Source organism: Sphingomonas sp. 7/4-4, from assembly GCF_027941955.1.
GTDB lineage: Bacteria > Pseudomonadota > Alphaproteobacteria > Sphingomonadales > Sphingomonadaceae > Sphingomonas.
On record NZ_CP115960.1, the window covers coordinates 212,986 to 227,089 of the forward strand.

A 14,104-nucleotide genomic window follows, 5' to 3' on the forward strand; every position below is an offset into this window, starting at 1 on the left:
ACGATAGGGGAAGAGGATGAGGTCCACCAGCCTCGCTGCGGCGCTCGCCGCCAGTGCGTGTATGTTTGCAATCGCGGCGCCAGCGCAGGCGCAACAGCGAAGCTTCGACATACCCTCGGGCAGTCTCAAGGCAGCTCTGGATACCTTCGGACGCCAATCCGGCCGGCCGGTCATCTACCGGGCCGAGGACGTCAACGGCATCAACTCCCCGGATTTCGCGGCTCGGATTCAGCCGAGCGCGCTTTGGCCGCACTGCTTCGCGGCACCGGGTTGAGCAGCAGGAGCGGAGAGGCCGGCGCAATCGCGATCGTGCAGGCGGGAAACGGACTGTCGACCGGCGCTAGTGCATCATCGCCGGATATTTCACAGGCCGACCCGTCGGTTGAGAGTCCCGCGGAGGATATCGTCGTCACCGGCATCCGCGCGTCGCTGCAGGAATCGATCAACGTCAAGCGCTCGGCGGATTCGATCGTCGACGTCATCACCGCGCAGGATATCGGCAAGCTTCCCGACCAGAATGTCGCCGAATCGATGAGCCGCGTCACTGGCGTCCAGATCAGCCGCCGCGAGGGCGATGGCTCCAATTTCACCGTGCGCGGCATTTCGCAGAACCGGCTCGAGATCAATGGCCGCAACTTCATCGGCCCGGGCAACGGCGGCAACGCGGCGCTGGAGTCGATCAGCCCCGAGATTCTCGCGTCGATCGTGGTCATCAAGTCGCCCACCGCCGACATGCCCGAAGGCGCGCTCGGTGCCACGGTCAACCTGCGCACCAAGCGTCCGCTCGAGCTCGACGACCTGGTGGTCGCCGGGCGTATCCAGGGCGCCTATGCCGATCAGGCCGAGCATGTCGGCTATCGCGGATCTGCATTGGTGTCGAAGAAGCTCGGCGACCGGTTCGGCTTGCTTGCCAGCGTCGCCTATTCGGACACCAGGACGCTCGGCTATTCGTTCGACACGGGCGGATGGACGCAGACCAACACCATCGACGGCAATGGCGACGGCGTCGACGATCCCGGCTTGTTCCGCCCCAACCGCTTCATGGCGCGCGTCTTCGATCGCGCCGAGCAGCGGCTGACGCTCAACGGCACCGCGCAATGGCGCCCCACCGACGAACTCGAGATCATCCTCGACGCGACCTACAACCACCTCAAGCGCCAGCGGAACAGCGTCAATTATCAAGTGCTGTTCAACAACAACGACATGGACGCGACGGTCAACGACAGGGGCACCGTCGTCGCCGGGACTTTCCAGGGCGTCACCGTGCGCCCGCTCATCTATGACGAGCCGACCGATCTCAAATCGACGCTGTTCGGCGGATCGGTGAAATGGGAGGACGACCGTGCGCGGGTGAGCCTCGACATGTCATACAGCCGCGGCAAGGGCAGCGACGGAGGTCCCGGCGCATCCTTCACCTATGTCGTCGTGCCACGCGCCGGCAACCTCGCCAATGCGAGCTATGATTTCCGTGGCGGAAATGCCGTGCCGGATTTGTCGATCGACGCCAATTTCAACCCGAGCGATCCGACGCGCTACCAGCTCCTGTCGATCTTCGATTACGACGCAGTGACCGATAACAAGGGCTACGACGCGCGGCTCGATTGGGAATACAAGACCGAATGGGGCATCCTGTCTTCGGTCGAGGCGGGCATGCGCTACGAGCGGGTCGAACTGCTCGCCGCCGATCCGCAGAATCTGCCCGTCGCGGCCAGCCTGCTCGCCGCGGGCGACCGCAACGGCGATGGCATCCTCACCGTCGATGAGCTTCCCGGCCTCAGCTACGGCAAGGACTATGGCGCCTTTTTCCTGGCGTCGGCGGCGATTTCCCGCGCGACCTGCTCGGCGGCACGCTCGACAAAAGCATCGCGCGCGACGGGCTCGGGCTCGCAGTCCCCGATCCGTACGACACCAGCATCACGGTCGGACCGACGTCGATCAAGGACGTGACGCAGGAGACGCTCGGCGCCTATGTGAAGGCGAATTTCGAAGGCACGCTCGGCGGGCTGGGCTACAAGGGCAATGCGGGGCTCCGCTATATCGACACCGCCCGCGCGACGTTGGGGTATCTGTCACCGACCGCGACGACCGTGATCAAATCGGATTTCGGCTATTGGCTGCCGAGCGCCAATCTGTCGGTGAACTTCAGCGAGGACCTGACGCTGCGCCTCGCCGCCGCGAAGGTCGTGTCGCGGCCGAGCCTCAACCAGGTCAGCGCGAGCTTCGTGCCCAACACCGTCAACATGACTGGCTCGCGCGGCAATCCCAATTTGCGGCCGTTCGAGGCGAAGCAGGCCGACGCCACGCTCGAATGGTATTTCGCGCCGTCCAGTTCGCTGACCGCCGCGGCATTCTACAAGAAGGTCGATTCGTTCACGGTGACGACCGTGAACCGCGAGTTCGTCCCCGGCTTCTCCGAGCGCTTCGGCCTGTTCGACATCTCGCAGCCGCAAAATGGCGAGGACGGCAGCATCAAGGGGTTCGAGCTTGCCTGGCAGCAGGCGTTGCGCTTCCTGCCGGCGCCCTTCGACAATTTCGGCATCCAGGCGAACTACACCTATGTCGACAGCAGGACCCCGCTCGTCGACGCGATTACCGGCGAGCGACTGCCGCTGCCCGGCCTGTCGCGCGACAGCTACACGCTGATCGGCTATTATGAGGACAGCATCTTCTCGGTGCGCGCGGCCTATACCTGGCGCAGCGAATATCTGAACAGCGTCGGCGGCGCGGCGAGCGGCGGCAACAACTATGTCTCGGGACGCGGCCAGCTCGATGCATCGGCGCAGATCAACCTGACGCCCAATCTGAGGCTGACGGTCGAGGGGATCAATCTCACCAAGGAGATCGACTCCCAATATCTCGGCGAGCCCGATCGGCTGACCTTCACCGCACGCGAGGACCGCCGCATCTTCTTCGGCGTCGCCGCGAGCTTCTGATCAGGCATAGGGGAAGGCACATCATGATCCACCGAACCCTCCGCCACGCGCTTGCGGCGGCCACCTGCCTGGTGCCGATGGCGGCGGCGCAGGCCGATGCAAAGCCGCAGCGCGCGGACATCGTAGTCTATGGTTGCACCTCGGGCGGCGTCGTCGCGGCGATCGAGGCGCGGCGGCTGGGACGGTCGGTGCTGCTGGTGTGCCGCGAAGACTATCTCGGCGGCATGTCGACCAACGGTCTCGGCTGGTCGGACACCGGCAACCATCGGGCAATCGGTGGCCTCTCGCTCGACTTCTACCGCAAGGTGAAGCGCCACTATGACGACCCCGCGGCTTGGGTCCATGCGCCGCGCCCCGCGCGCGGGGAGAATTTCGTCGACGGCGACGCGATGTGGCAGTTCGAGCCCAAGGTCGGCGAGCGGATCTACGAGGACTGGGCGCGCGCGGCCGGAGTGACGATCGTCCGCAACCAGCCGCTCGACCGGTCGAAGCGCGGCGTGGAGATGGCCGGCGGGAAGATCACTGCGTTCCGCTCGAAATCGGGGCGGCGCTTCGAGGGCAGGGTCTTTATCGACGCGACCTATGAAGGCGATCTGATGGCGAGCGCCGGCGTGCGCTTCACCGTGGGGCGCGAGGCCAACGCGACTTACGGCGAGACGCTCAACGGCGTGCAGCTCAAGAACACCACCAACCACCAGTTCACGCGCGACGTGGATCCTTACCGGGTTCCCGGCGATCCCCGGAGCGGGCTGGTGCCGCGAGTCAGCGCCGAGCGTCCGGCCCCCGACGGCACCGTCGATACGAAGATCCAGGCCTATACCTATCGCATGTGCCTGACCGACGTGCCCGCCAACCGCGTGCCATTCGCCAGGCCCAGGGGCTACGACGCCAGCCAGTACACATTGCTCAAGCGCTACATGGATGCGGGCCATCGCAACTTCTTCCAGAAGTTCGACCGGATCCCGAACGGCAAGACCGACACCAACAATTTCGGCGCCTTCTCGTTCGACAATATCGGGATGAACTATGGCTATCCCGAGGAAGCGATGCCGAGCGCGCGGCGATCGCGCGCGAGCACACGACCTATCAGCAGGGGCTGTTGTGGTTCATGGCCAACGATACCGGCGTCCCCGCCGAGACGCGCGCCGAAATGTCGAAATGGGGGCTGTGCAAGGACGAGTTCGTGAAGACCGGCCATTGGCCGCGCGAGATGTATGTGCGCGAGGCACGGCGCATGGTGTCCGATTTCGTGATGGCCGAACCCCATCTGCGCGGCACCAGGGCGACACCGCGGCCGATCGGCATGGGATCGTACAACATGGATTCGCACAATGTGCAGCGCATCGTCGACGCGCGCGGCTTCGTGCGCAACGAGGGCAATATCGAAGTGAGCCCGGGCCGGGCCTATCCGATCAGTTACGACGCGATCGTGCCGCGCCAGCGCGAGGCAACGAACCTGTTGGTCCCCGTCGCGCTATCGGCGTCGCACATCGCCTATGGCTCGATCCGGATGGAGCCGGTATTCATGATCCTAGGCCAGTCCGCCGCCGCGGCGGCATCGATCGCCATCGATGAGGGCGTCCCGGTTCAGGAGGTGGATTACGCCAAGCTCCGCGCGAGATTGCTTGCCGAGGGGCAAATTCTGGAGTTGGCACGATAGCCGGCATGTCGAGCACGGCGGATCGGAACGGCAGTGTTCAGACGTGCATCGGTTACATGGGCGGGGCGGTTCCAGGTGGAGAGTGGGCAAGCTCCTAATCTCCTTGTGGGAAAAGGAAGGGGTCCGCCCGCGCGGCTGGCGTTTTAACCCGGAGCGTCTGCTTTCGCCGATGTTGCTTCTAAGGCAGCCAATCCGCTTACGGCCCAGTTTGAGACGATCGGTCGCTGGACCCCGGGACGTCCGAACTATTTCAACCCAAATTCGAATTTCTCAACCAGTCTTCCCTTTTCGAAAGTGGCCTGCAATGTGCCGCCGCCGTCGCGGCCTTCCGTCCTCCTCGTTGTCGCCCACCCGATCACAGCACCAGGAACTTCGGCGGCGGCAAGGTTAGCCGGGTGTCGGCCACAGCCTCGCCGCGGAAGAACCGCACCAGCACGGCCTGCACGCCGGGGTGGGCCTCCGCGGATATCCTCGAATGGGGCGGCGAGCAGGTGCGCCGCATCGCGGGTCGCATGGTGCGGGGCCGGTTGCCCGCCTGCATATCGGCATGACAGCGTAAATGGTGTTGATCGTCGTGCCGACGTTGACCGCATAAAGCGACAAGCCGCGACGCGTGCTACGCGCAAACATTCTGGTCGCCGCCATCCAGTCTCTTTGCTCAGCCAAGGTGGCCACTCCGTGCGACGTCCAGGGTCGCGGGGTGGGTCGATTGGTCGTGTTATCTCATCATACCTGCGGCGTGACACACGCCTTACGTATGCGTTTTCAGCCGGATGTCGGTATTTCGCAGCGCATCAGGTTGCCTGTCCCGCGTTGACCGCAACCTGCGGCATTCCAATTCACTTATCGGCGATTGACGGCTCGAGGCTGCAATGCAGGAGGAACCATGACAGATACTGAAGCCAACAAGGCGTTCATCCAGGAGATGATCGGTCAAAAGAGGCGACTGGAGGATTACCCCGATCGGTTCGACGCCGATCTCTTGATGCATGAGCCGGCATCGTTGCCATTTGGCGGCACCTATCGCGGCCTTGAGGAATTCAAGCGATTCTACCCCGAAGTTCGAGATTTCTACGATTTCGATCGGTTTGAACTCCTGGGCGTCTACGGTGACGGGGACACGGTATTTGCTACGATCAGCGCCGGCCTCGCGGACTCCGCCGGAGTAATCTTCATCGCCGAGCAATTTCGTTTCGTCGGCACGAAATTGGTCGAGGTGCGCCTGCATATCTGTGATGACGCCGAGGCGGCGCGACGTTTGCAGGCTCCGCGGGAACTTGAAGATCGGTCCGGGTAGCTAACGCTTCTTCCTCGCTAGAAGCGGACTGGCAGCCAACCATCACTTCTTGCCGTTCGCGATCGGCAAGCGGACCGGCGGCTAATGCCCCAGTAGCGGACGTCGCAAATGCCCCATAGATGTCCTTGTATCACTCGACGGGGAGCAGGCGATGTGGAGGCGGTTCGACAGCTTTGCCTATTGGGTTGCGCAGCTTTCGTCGGCCCTGTTCCTGTATGCCGCGCTCACGTACATCGGGGACGGCGTTAACGAGAGCACCCAAAAGGCACTGCTGTATCTCGGCGCGACGGCGCTCTGGGGAAACGTCGCAACAACGCTCACCTACTATCGACGCCGTTTGAAGCAATTGGCGCCTGAAGAGATGTGATGTCCGCTTTCCACCAAGAGGGGACGTCCGCCAGAACGGCGCGAGTGCGTCCCACGGTCGTCCGCCAGGCTTGCCGGTGTTCCTGGTTTGGGCCTGGCGGTTTGCACCCGGTGCGGGATCGAATTCGAGAGGATGCAGCAGCCTGAAGCGGAAAAATGAAAGCAACTTCGTTTATTATTGCGAAGTGGCGATCTTAGTGAGAGGTTCGGCGCACGGATGCGGGCGGTTTCGTTTCACCGAAACACAATTCTGGTGAACCGTGACGACGCTGCTGTTGAGAATGCGATCGCTCGCGCGGAGACGATGGAGCGAAGGGAGAGACCTGATGCGTAGATTGTCGATTGCGGGCCTTTGCCTTTTGGCCTTGGTGACCACGCCGGCGCTGGCCGGCCAGAAAGCAACTGCACCCAATACGCTCACGGCCGGCGAACGCGCCGAAGGCTGGCAGCTGCTGTTCAACGGCCGCGACCTGAGCAACTGGCGCTCTTTTGGCGGCGCCGCGGCGTCGCCCAACTGGGCGGTGCGCGACGGAGCGCTCGTTCTGACGTCGAAAACCGGCGAGATGAGCGGAGGCGACCTCGTCACCGCCGACAGCTACGGTGCCTTTGAACTGACGCTCGACTGGAAGGTCGAGCGCGGCGGCAACAGCGGCGTGTTCTACCTCGCCCGCAACGCGCCCGGGACAAGGAACATCTACGAGACCGGAATCGAGATGCAGGTCCTCGACAATGCCGGCCATCCCGACGGCAAGATCCCGTCCCACCGCGCCGGTTCGCTCTACGATATCACGGTGCCGCCATTGAGCGCGGCGCACCCCGCCGGGACCTGGAATCATGCGCGGCTACGCGTCGAGCAAGGCCACATTCGCCAATGGCTGAACGGCACGCTGACCGCCGACGTGCCCTTCGGTAATGATGCCTGGCGCAAGCGCGTGGCGGCGTCGAAGTTCGCCTCGATGCCGCTGTTCGGCACGTTTCCAAGCGGGGTGATCGGCCTCCAGGATCACGGCGAGCCGGTCGCGTTTCGCAACATCAAGATCCGCAAGCTCGGAGCGAGCGCCCAATGACGGCGGCGGCGTTTGATCCGGCGGCAGCCACCGCCGATGTCATCATCGTCGGCTCGGGCGCTGCGGGGGGCATGGCGGCCTATAGCCTGACCAAAGCGGGACTGCGCTGCCTGATGCTCGAGGCAGGTCGCGACTATGATCCGCAGGCCGAGGTCAACATGATGGCGCCCGAGAGCGACGCTCCCTGCGCGGGGCGGCCACGCCCGACAAGCCGTTCGGCTATTTCGACGCGACCGTGGGGGCGGCTGGGAGGTTGACGGCGAGCCCTACACCATGCGCGAGGGCACGGACTTTCGTTGGTACCGCTCCCGGATGCTGGGTGGGCGAACCAATCATTGGGGCCGGCACGTGCCGCGCTGGGGACCGTACGACTTCAAGCCCTTCTCGCGGGATGGGCTAGGGGTGGACTGGCCGATCGGCTATGACGATATCGCTCCGTTCTATGACCGCGTCGAGCGGATGATCGGAGTCAATGGCGGGCGGATCGAGCTCGAGAACCACCCCGATTCGGCGCCGGGCTGCCTGATGCCGCCGCCCAAGCCTCGCGTCCCGGAAATGCTCCTCAAGGCGACGTGCGAAAGCATGGGGATCCCGGTGCGGACCGCGCACACGGCGGTGATCACGCGCGACATGCCCGACAAGATCGCGCCGCGCAGTGCCTGCTTCAACGCGACGCCGTGCACTCGCGGCTGCACGATCGGCGCGATGTTTCAGACCACGACATCGTTCCTGCCGATGGCGAAGGCCACCGGCAAACTGACGATCGTCATCGACGCGATGGTCTCGAAGGTGACGATGGCAAGCGCGGGTCGCGCCGCAGGGGTCGAATATGTCGATCGCAAGACTGGCGCCCGCCACCAGGTTCAAGCGCGGGCCATCATCCTTGCGGCGGGAACCTGCGAGACGACGCGGCTGCTGCTCAATTCCGGCGACAAGCCCGCCGGGCTCGCCAACGCCTCTGGCCAGCTCGGCCGCAATCTCACCGATCTCGACCGGCGCGTCGTTTCGAGCCTTTGTCCCCGCGCTTGCCGGGCGTCCGCGCTACAATGAAGACGGTATCGGCGGGCAGCACATCTATATTCCGTTCTGGCTGTACCAGGAACAGAAGCGTGGCGAACTGGACTTTGCCCGCGGCTATCATTTCGAGATCGGCGGCCGGTTCGGCATCCCGCCCGCTGCGGCTCTGCCGCGGGTTTGGGGAGCGGGGCTGAAGAAAGCGGTCCGCACCGCCTCGGGCGCGACGATCGCGATGGTGCTACGCGGCGAGATGATTCCGAACAAGGACACCTATTGCGAAATCGATCCGGGCGTGAAGGACCGGTTCGGCATTCCAGTGCTGCGCTTCGCCTTTCGTTGGTCGCAGCACGAGCTGAATCAGGTCGCGCATGGGCAGCGAACCGCGCGCGCCGTGTTCAAGCGGATGAACGCCACGCCCCTCGATCCCGAACTGCCACCTGAAAAGCTCATCACCGCCGGCGGCGAGATCATCCATGAACTGGGCACCGCGAGGATGGGCGCCGATCCACGTTCCTCGGTAGTCGACAGCTATGGCCAGACCTGGGACGTCGGCAATCTGGTGCTGATGGACGGCGCGATCTTCGCCTCTGGCGCGCACAAGAACCCGACGCTCACCATTCTCGCGCTGGCGTTGCGCGCGTCCGAGCGCCTTGCCTCTCGCTTCAAGTCAGGAGTGATCGCATGACGCCGTCGCGCCGCGAGACACTGCAGTGGATGATGACCGCTGCGGCGCTACCGCTCGCCCGCTGGACGCCGCCCGCGATGGCGGCAGGGCAGGGCACTCCGCCGCCGTTTGTCGTCGCCGACTGGCCTGCCACATTGCCTCCGCCGGCACCCGCGCAGGGCTATGGCCGCGATCCGGATCTCATAGCGCCCAAGGTTCCGTGGCCGCTGACGCTGAGCAAGGTGCAGCGCGCGACCGTCGATCTGCTAGGGGACTTGATCCTGCCTGCCGACGAGCAATCCCCGGGAGCCGGCAAGCTCGGCGTCGGGGCGTTCGTGGACGAGTGGATCAGTGCGCCCTATCCGACCCAGCGGAAGGACCGGGAGCAGGTGCTCGGCGGGCTGATCTGGCTCGACGCGCAGAGCCGGGCACTGCACAAGACCGCGTTCGATGTGATCACCCCGGCCCAGCGCGCTGGACTGCTCGATGCGCTGACAGTCACGGCGCCCGTCGCCGGGATGGCAAGGCCGGTCGCGTTCATGGACACGCTGCGCCATCTCTTCGTGCTCGGCTTCTACAGCCTGCCCGAAGGCAAGGCGGACATGGGCTTTATCGGCGACCAGCCGACGCCGGGCGACTATCCTGGCCCGAGCCCGGAGGCGCTGGCGCATTTCAAAGGCATACTCGCCGGGCTGGGTTTGCCAGTTTCGTAATCTTCGACGTCCTGCGAAGATGCCCCTGCCTCGGCGGCGCCAACGCGCCGCACTCAGGCGACGATGTTTTCAATCGCCTCGAGAAAGGGCGTCGGGATCGATAGCTTGGTCAGAAACGCCGCCGCTCCCGCCAGCATCGCCTGTGCACGGGCTGCATCGGTGGGATAGGCTGTCATGAGGATGCCCATCCGCGGGCGGCTTCTACGGCCGCGAGCGCTTAATTGGATAGTCGGCGCCTAGGCGATTCTGATTGCGCTGGCCGCGGTTTCGTCCGCGACGTTGCCCGTTCGCTCGAGCTTCCCCATCCCACGACCCAGCCGCCGATCGCCGAGACGATCGCGCGGAGGACGACCCAATACATGATCTGCCGATAGACGAGCCGCTGCGCGACCAGCAGGTCCGGGCGGTAGCGCGCGCGACTGCCATCGAGCGCGTAGGCGAGCCAGCCGGACGATATGTCGACCGCAGTGAACGCCATCCAGTAGAACACCATGATGCCGACATCCCCGCTCGTCTGGGCCCAGCCATGCTGGAGGACGCGAAGCGCAGTGCCCAGCAGCGACGCGACGAGCGTCGCATCGATGAGCGGCGAGATCGCGGCAAAGGCGATCTGGAACAGCCAGGCCTGTGGCAGGCCCACCAGAGCGAGGCCGGAGGGCTTGCCCGCACGCAGGACAGCCCGGTGCTTCCAAAGACATTGCAGCGTGCCGAACGCCCAGCGGTAGCGCTGTCGCGCCAGCGCCCTGAAGCTCTCGGGCGCCTCGGTCCACGCGACGGCGCGCGGATCGTAAGTGACCCGCCAGCCGGCGCGCTGGACGGCGATGGTGAGATCCTGATCCTCCGCGAGCGTGTCCTCGGGATAGCCGCCGACCGAGATCGATCGCGATGCGGCGCCACGCGCCGACTGCGCCCGGCACCACGGTCATGGCATCGAAGCCGGCGAGCGCGCGCCGCTCCAGATTCTGGGCCGTGATATATTCGATGGCCTGCCAACGCGTGACGAGGTTCACGCGATTGCCGACCCGTGCGTCGCCCGCCACCGCGCCGATGCGCGGATCGGCGAACCAGCGGACGAGGCGACGAATGGTCGCCGGCTCGAACTGGGTGTCCGCGTCGAGGGCTATGATCACTTCGCCGGTCGCATGGCGCAACGCACGATTCAGCGTCGCCGCCTTGCCGCCGTTGCGCAGCGTGAGCAGCGTGACGCGCGGATCGGTGCCGAAGGATTCCGCGACCACCGCGCTGGTGCGGTCCTGCGATCCGTCGTCGGCGACGATGATCTGCAGCGCGGGATAGTCGCTGGCGAGCGCACGCGCGATCGACTGGGCGATCACGCGCTCCTCGTTATAGGCGGGGATGATCACCGAAACGGCCGGCTCGAAGGCGGGCGGCTCGGGCCGACGCCGTCGGCTCTGGAACCAGGCCAGGCCCGCCATCAACACTGCGCGTGCGATGCCCAGCGCGATGGCGACGTAGAAGAGCCAGGCGATCGTCGCCGCGAGGGCGGCGAGAGCGACGAAAATCGCCACGTCGACGCGGACTGCGAGGAGATCGTTCCCCGTGACGACGGGCATCGCCTCCGCCTGCGGAATGCCGGCGAGCTGCGAGGCCGGAACGAAGCGATAGCCCTGCCCCTTCAGCGTCGCGATGATCCGCGGGAGTGCGGCGAGCGTCTGGCTGCGATCCCCGCCGCCGTCGTGGAGGAGGATGACATTCGCCGAAGCCGCGGGCGTCGCGCCATGGACCTGCGCGACGACCTGATCGACGATCGCATCCACGCCGGGGCGCTGCCAATCGTTCGGATCCACGTGCAGGCCCACCACTGTATAGCCTGCCTTCTGCGCCTCCAGTGCGGGGCCGAGCTCGTCGGCCGTGGTGGGTTCCGCATCGCCGAAATAGGGCGCGCGGAACAGCGTCATGCGGTGGCCGGTATAGGCTTCGACGAGCCGCTGGGTCGCATTGAGCTCCAGTTGCGTCTGTGTCGCGCTGGCGTTGGCCAGATTGGGATGGGTGTAGCTGTGATTGCCGATCTCGTCCCCGTCGGCGATCATGCGGCGCAGCAGGGCCGGATGCTGCAAGGCATTCTCTCCGATGACGAAGAAGGTCGCCGGCACATGCGCGGCCTCGAGCGTGTCGAGGATCTTCGGCGTCCATGCCGGATCGGGGCCATCGTCGAAGGTCAGTGCGAGCCGCCGCGGCTCGGTGCCGCCGGTACGCTGCACGACATAGGGCGTGGGCACTGCCCCATATGCCTCGTCGCGGATCATCCCCTGCGCGTCCCGAGTGACGGTGCGGCGGCCGTCGGTGGGCGTCGCGGCGATCCGCAGGATCTCGCCGGAACCCTCGACATCGGTGCTGAGCAGCGAACGGGGAGTGGAAAGATCGGGCACGCCGCCGCTGCGGAAGGCGCCGAGATCGGACCAGAAGCCGGCATCCTCGGTGCCCAGTCGCCAGAGCGCCACATCGTCGATGCCCATCCGCTTCAAGGCCTGGAGCTGGTTCCAGCTGGTCGCCGCATCCATCATCCAGACGCTGTGGTGCTGCCCGTCCTCGTCATAGGCGAAGCCGGCATTGCCGCTGGCGCGATCGAAGGAAACCGGCGCCTCGCTGTCATGGGCGGCAAGCCAGGCCTCTTCGATCGACAATGCGTCGGTGGCCTTCCCATGCCAGTCATAGGCATAACTTCCGAGCGCGACGACGAGCTTGTCTGCGCCTATCGATCGGCGGGCTGCCCCGACCTGCTGGACGAACCAGTCCTGTGCGGCGATGGGGCCGGGTTCGCCGCCCTCCCAATGCTGGTCATAGGCCATGACGATCACCCGGTCTGCGACGGCCGCCAACGCGGGCAGCGGCCAGCTTTGGTCCTCGGCCGGCGCTGTGACCGCGAGTTGGGACCCGGCCGGCAGCGCCGTGCGAAGTGTGCGGAGAAAGCGCAGATAATTGCCCATGGCGCTTCGCGGCAGCGCCTCGAAGTCCATCACCAGCCCGGCATCGCGCCGCCCCGCGACCATTGTGGCGAGGCGTGCCGCCAGCGCGCGGCGGCGCGCGGCATCGCGCAGCAACGTCGCGGCGCCCGCACCGTCCCACGCCGCATCGCCGAAATTCTGGACCATGGGCAGGATCCTGGGCGGAGACGCGGCCGCGCGGATCGTTTGGTCGAACTGCGGATCCTGCTCGACTCGCATCTGCGTCCCGGCCACGGTGACGAGCGCCGGCACCGCCCAGTCAAGTGACCCGACGTGCCGGCGGAGCGATGCGAGGCTCGCATCGTCTCCAGGCACGTAGAAGCCGATGTTGAGCGGCGTGTGCGGATCCTTCGAGTGGATCGCCGGCAGCCAGGCGCCGAGGCCGTGGCGGGAATGCGTGCCGCGCAGTTGGCCGGGACGAGACTGCGCAAACGGCAACACGAGCCCTCGTTCGCGCGGAACCGCAACGAGCGTCGTTGCGAACGCCACCGCGCCGATCAGAACGAGCGCGATCCCGATCGCCAGCATTCGCTTTGCCCAGCGACCGCGGCGGCCGGTGGGATCGAAGAAGATGGGCGGGCGCATGCCTGGGCTTTCCTGTGAGCGTTCGGAATGCACCGTCGCTACAACGCCGAAGATGTCACCCAACTGGGAGCCAGCTTAAATTTCCGTCATGTTGGCGCTGGCGGACTTCATCTCGTCAGGCCCGATCCGCACCAGCGCCGGATCGCAGGGAGACGGCACAGCTCGTACCCGCGGAGACGACAATGGCATGCTGTACGCCTCCGGCATCCACCCAGAGCTTGTATTCGAGGCATGGCGGCCCGCGAGACAGGTTAGGCGCGATCTCGAAGGGTCCGAGGTGCAGAGGTTGTGGTCTCGCACACGCCGGAGATGCAGATGACCGACGCCCAATCGAGGTTTGGTTTACCTCTGCGCAGAAAACAAAGTTGTGGGAGCGGTGGAAGCGAGGCGAGAGCATATCGTCTATCTCGCGATCATTGGACCGGCGGAGCAAGAGCGGGGTTCAGCAGATCATCAGCCTTCGCGGAGGCATCGTCCACCTGCGCGGCACCGGGCGGATCGCGCTCTTCGTCTGGGAGGAGCGCGAGGAGATCTCACGAGGGCTCGCGTCAGGTCTGCCGGTCCGGCTATTGCGCGACGGACCGGCCCGCCGAAGCCGAGGATCGCGCCGTCCCCGGTCACCGGGAAAGCGATCTGCTCATCGGCGCCGGCGACACACGCATCGCGACGCCCGTCGAGCGGCACAGTCGGTTCACGATGCTGGTGAAGCTGAGGAAGCGGGACTCGGCGTCGGCCGTGCGGGCTCTGGCCCGGAAGATCGGCAAGCTACGCCGGGGAGCCAAGGCGCTCGCTGACCTGGGACCAGGGCAAGGAAATGGCGCGTCATCGAAGCTTCA

At 65.5% G+C, this 14,104-nt stretch carries 14 protein-coding genes and 1 pseudogene; 12 read left to right on the plus strand and 3 right to left on the minus strand.

Annotation, left to right across the window (positions count from 1 at the left end; genetic code table 11):
* Window positions 1-16: 16 nt before the first annotated feature.
* The 5 genes from PIB19_RS01135 to PIB19_RS22705 are packed head-to-tail and all read left to right on the plus strand — an operon-like array spanning window position 17 to window position 4,593.
* On the plus strand, window positions 17-274 hold the full coding sequence (locus tag PIB19_RS01135; protein ID WP_271239340.1) for a hypothetical protein: 258 nt from the start codon (window positions 17-19) through the stop codon (window positions 272-274).
* Window positions 244-1,947 carry a TonB-dependent receptor plug domain-containing protein gene (locus tag PIB19_RS01140; RefSeq protein WP_271239341.1) on the plus strand — a complete coding sequence of 568 codons (1,704 nt, stop codon included), beginning with the start codon at window positions 244-246 and terminating at the stop codon, window positions 1,945-1,947. The genes PIB19_RS01135 and PIB19_RS01140 overlap by 31 nt, the downstream gene beginning before the upstream one ends.
* Window positions 1,863-2,933: a TonB-dependent receptor gene (locus PIB19_RS01145; RefSeq protein ID WP_336297352.1), complete on the plus strand. Its 1,071-nt coding sequence runs from the start codon at window positions 1,863-1,865 to the stop codon at window positions 2,931-2,933. The genes PIB19_RS01140 and PIB19_RS01145 overlap by 85 nt, the downstream gene beginning before the upstream one ends.
* 23 nt (window positions 2,934-2,956) lie before the next feature.
* Complete coding sequence (locus PIB19_RS01150) at window positions 2,957-4,120, plus strand: FAD-dependent oxidoreductase (protein WP_336297229.1); 1,164 nt, start codon at window positions 2,957-2,959, stop codon at window positions 4,118-4,120.
* Window positions 4,033-4,593, plus strand: coding sequence for an FAD-dependent oxidoreductase (locus PIB19_RS22705; RefSeq protein ID WP_336297230.1), 561 nt, complete (start codon window positions 4,033-4,035; stop codon window positions 4,591-4,593). The genes PIB19_RS01150 and PIB19_RS22705 overlap by 88 nt, the downstream gene beginning before the upstream one ends.
* A 355-nt stretch (window positions 4,594-4,948) precedes the next feature.
* Here the strand turns inward: PIB19_RS22705 and PIB19_RS01155 are convergent, their stop codons facing one another.
* Entirely contained in the window at window positions 4,949-5,107 is a 159-nt protein-coding gene (locus tag PIB19_RS01155) for a hypothetical protein (protein WP_271239343.1), read from the minus strand.
* Window positions 5,108-5,479: 372 nt separating this feature from the next.
* Here PIB19_RS01155 and PIB19_RS01160 point away from each other — a divergent pair, with 372 nt between their 5' ends.
* The 7 genes from PIB19_RS01160 to PIB19_RS01190 all read left to right on the plus strand — a co-directional run bounded on the left by PIB19_RS01160 (window position 5,480) and on the right by PIB19_RS01190 (window position 9,717).
* Window positions 5,480-5,890, plus strand: a complete 411-nt coding sequence (locus tag PIB19_RS01160; RefSeq protein ID WP_271239344.1) for a nuclear transport factor 2 family protein — start codon at window positions 5,480-5,482, stop codon at window positions 5,888-5,890.
* 151 nt (window positions 5,891-6,041) lie between these two features.
* Window positions 6,042-6,257: a hypothetical protein gene (locus PIB19_RS01165; protein WP_271239345.1), complete on the plus strand. Its 216-nt coding sequence runs from the start codon at window positions 6,042-6,044 to the stop codon at window positions 6,255-6,257.
* 325 nt (window positions 6,258-6,582) lie between these two features.
* On the plus strand, window positions 6,583-7,323 hold the full coding sequence (locus tag PIB19_RS01170) for a 3-keto-disaccharide hydrolase (protein ID WP_271239346.1): 741 nt from the start codon (window positions 6,583-6,585) through the stop codon (window positions 7,321-7,323).
* Window positions 7,320-7,580, plus strand: coding sequence for an FAD-binding protein (locus PIB19_RS01175; RefSeq protein ID WP_271239347.1), 261 nt, complete (start codon window positions 7,320-7,322; stop codon window positions 7,578-7,580). The genes PIB19_RS01170 and PIB19_RS01175 overlap by 4 nt, the downstream gene beginning before the upstream one ends.
* A gap of 55 nt (window positions 7,581-7,635) precedes the next feature.
* Window positions 7,636-8,373: a GMC family oxidoreductase N-terminal domain-containing protein gene (locus PIB19_RS01180; RefSeq protein ID WP_271239348.1), complete on the plus strand. Its 738-nt coding sequence runs from the start codon at window positions 7,636-7,638 to the stop codon at window positions 8,371-8,373.
* Window positions 8,374-8,572: 199 nt separating this feature from the next.
* Window positions 8,573-9,025, plus strand: a complete 453-nt coding sequence (locus PIB19_RS01185) for a GMC family oxidoreductase (RefSeq protein ID WP_271239349.1) — start codon at window positions 8,573-8,575, stop codon at window positions 9,023-9,025.
* A complete protein-coding gene (locus tag PIB19_RS01190; protein ID WP_271239350.1) occupies window positions 9,022-9,717 on the plus strand; it encodes a gluconate 2-dehydrogenase subunit 3 family protein in 696 nt (231 codons plus the stop codon). The genes PIB19_RS01185 and PIB19_RS01190 overlap by 4 nt, the downstream gene beginning before the upstream one ends.
* Window positions 9,718-9,770: 53 nt before the next feature.
* Here PIB19_RS01190 and PIB19_RS01195 read toward each other — a convergent pair whose 3' ends face one another.
* Window positions 9,771-9,905: a hypothetical protein gene (locus PIB19_RS01195; RefSeq protein ID WP_271239351.1), complete on the minus strand. Its 135-nt coding sequence runs from the start codon at window positions 9,903-9,905 to the stop codon at window positions 9,771-9,773.
* Window positions 9,906-9,953: 48 nt separating this feature from the next.
* Window positions 9,954-13,268: pseudogene (locus tag PIB19_RS01200) on the minus strand (polysaccharide deacetylase family protein).
* Between the last annotated feature and the right edge of the window lie 836 nt (window positions 13,269-14,104).

Coding starts and splice junctions, on each gene's coding strand:
- PIB19_RS01165 (WP_271239345.1), top strand. CDS start 6,042: ATGTGGAGGCGGTTCGACAGCTTTGCCTATTGGGTTGCGCAGCTTTCG.
- PIB19_RS01150 (WP_336297229.1), top strand. CDS start 2,957: ATGATCCACCGAACCCTCCGCCACGCGCTTGCGGCGGCCACCTGCCTG.
- PIB19_RS01185 (WP_271239349.1), top strand. CDS start 8,573: ATGGTGCTACGCGGCGAGATGATTCCGAACAAGGACACCTATTGCGAA.
- PIB19_RS01170 (WP_271239346.1), top strand. CDS start 6,583: ATGCGTAGATTGTCGATTGCGGGCCTTTGCCTTTTGGCCTTGGTGACC.
- PIB19_RS01135 (WP_271239340.1), top strand. CDS start 17: ATGAGGTCCACCAGCCTCGCTGCGGCGCTCGCCGCCAGTGCGTGTATG.
- PIB19_RS01155 (WP_271239343.1), bottom strand. CDS start 5,107: ATGCGACCCGCGATGCGGCGCACCTGCTCGCCGCCCCATTCGAGGATA.
- PIB19_RS01195 (WP_271239351.1), bottom strand. CDS start 9,905: ATGGGCATCCTCATGACAGCCTATCCCACCGATGCAGCCCGTGCACAG.
- PIB19_RS01180 (WP_271239348.1), top strand. CDS start 7,636: ATGCTGGGTGGGCGAACCAATCATTGGGGCCGGCACGTGCCGCGCTGG.
- PIB19_RS01160 (WP_271239344.1), top strand. CDS start 5,480: ATGACAGATACTGAAGCCAACAAGGCGTTCATCCAGGAGATGATCGGT.
- PIB19_RS01175 (WP_271239347.1), top strand. CDS start 7,320: ATGACGGCGGCGGCGTTTGATCCGGCGGCAGCCACCGCCGATGTCATC.
- PIB19_RS01190 (WP_271239350.1), top strand. CDS start 9,022: ATGACGCCGTCGCGCCGCGAGACACTGCAGTGGATGATGACCGCTGCG.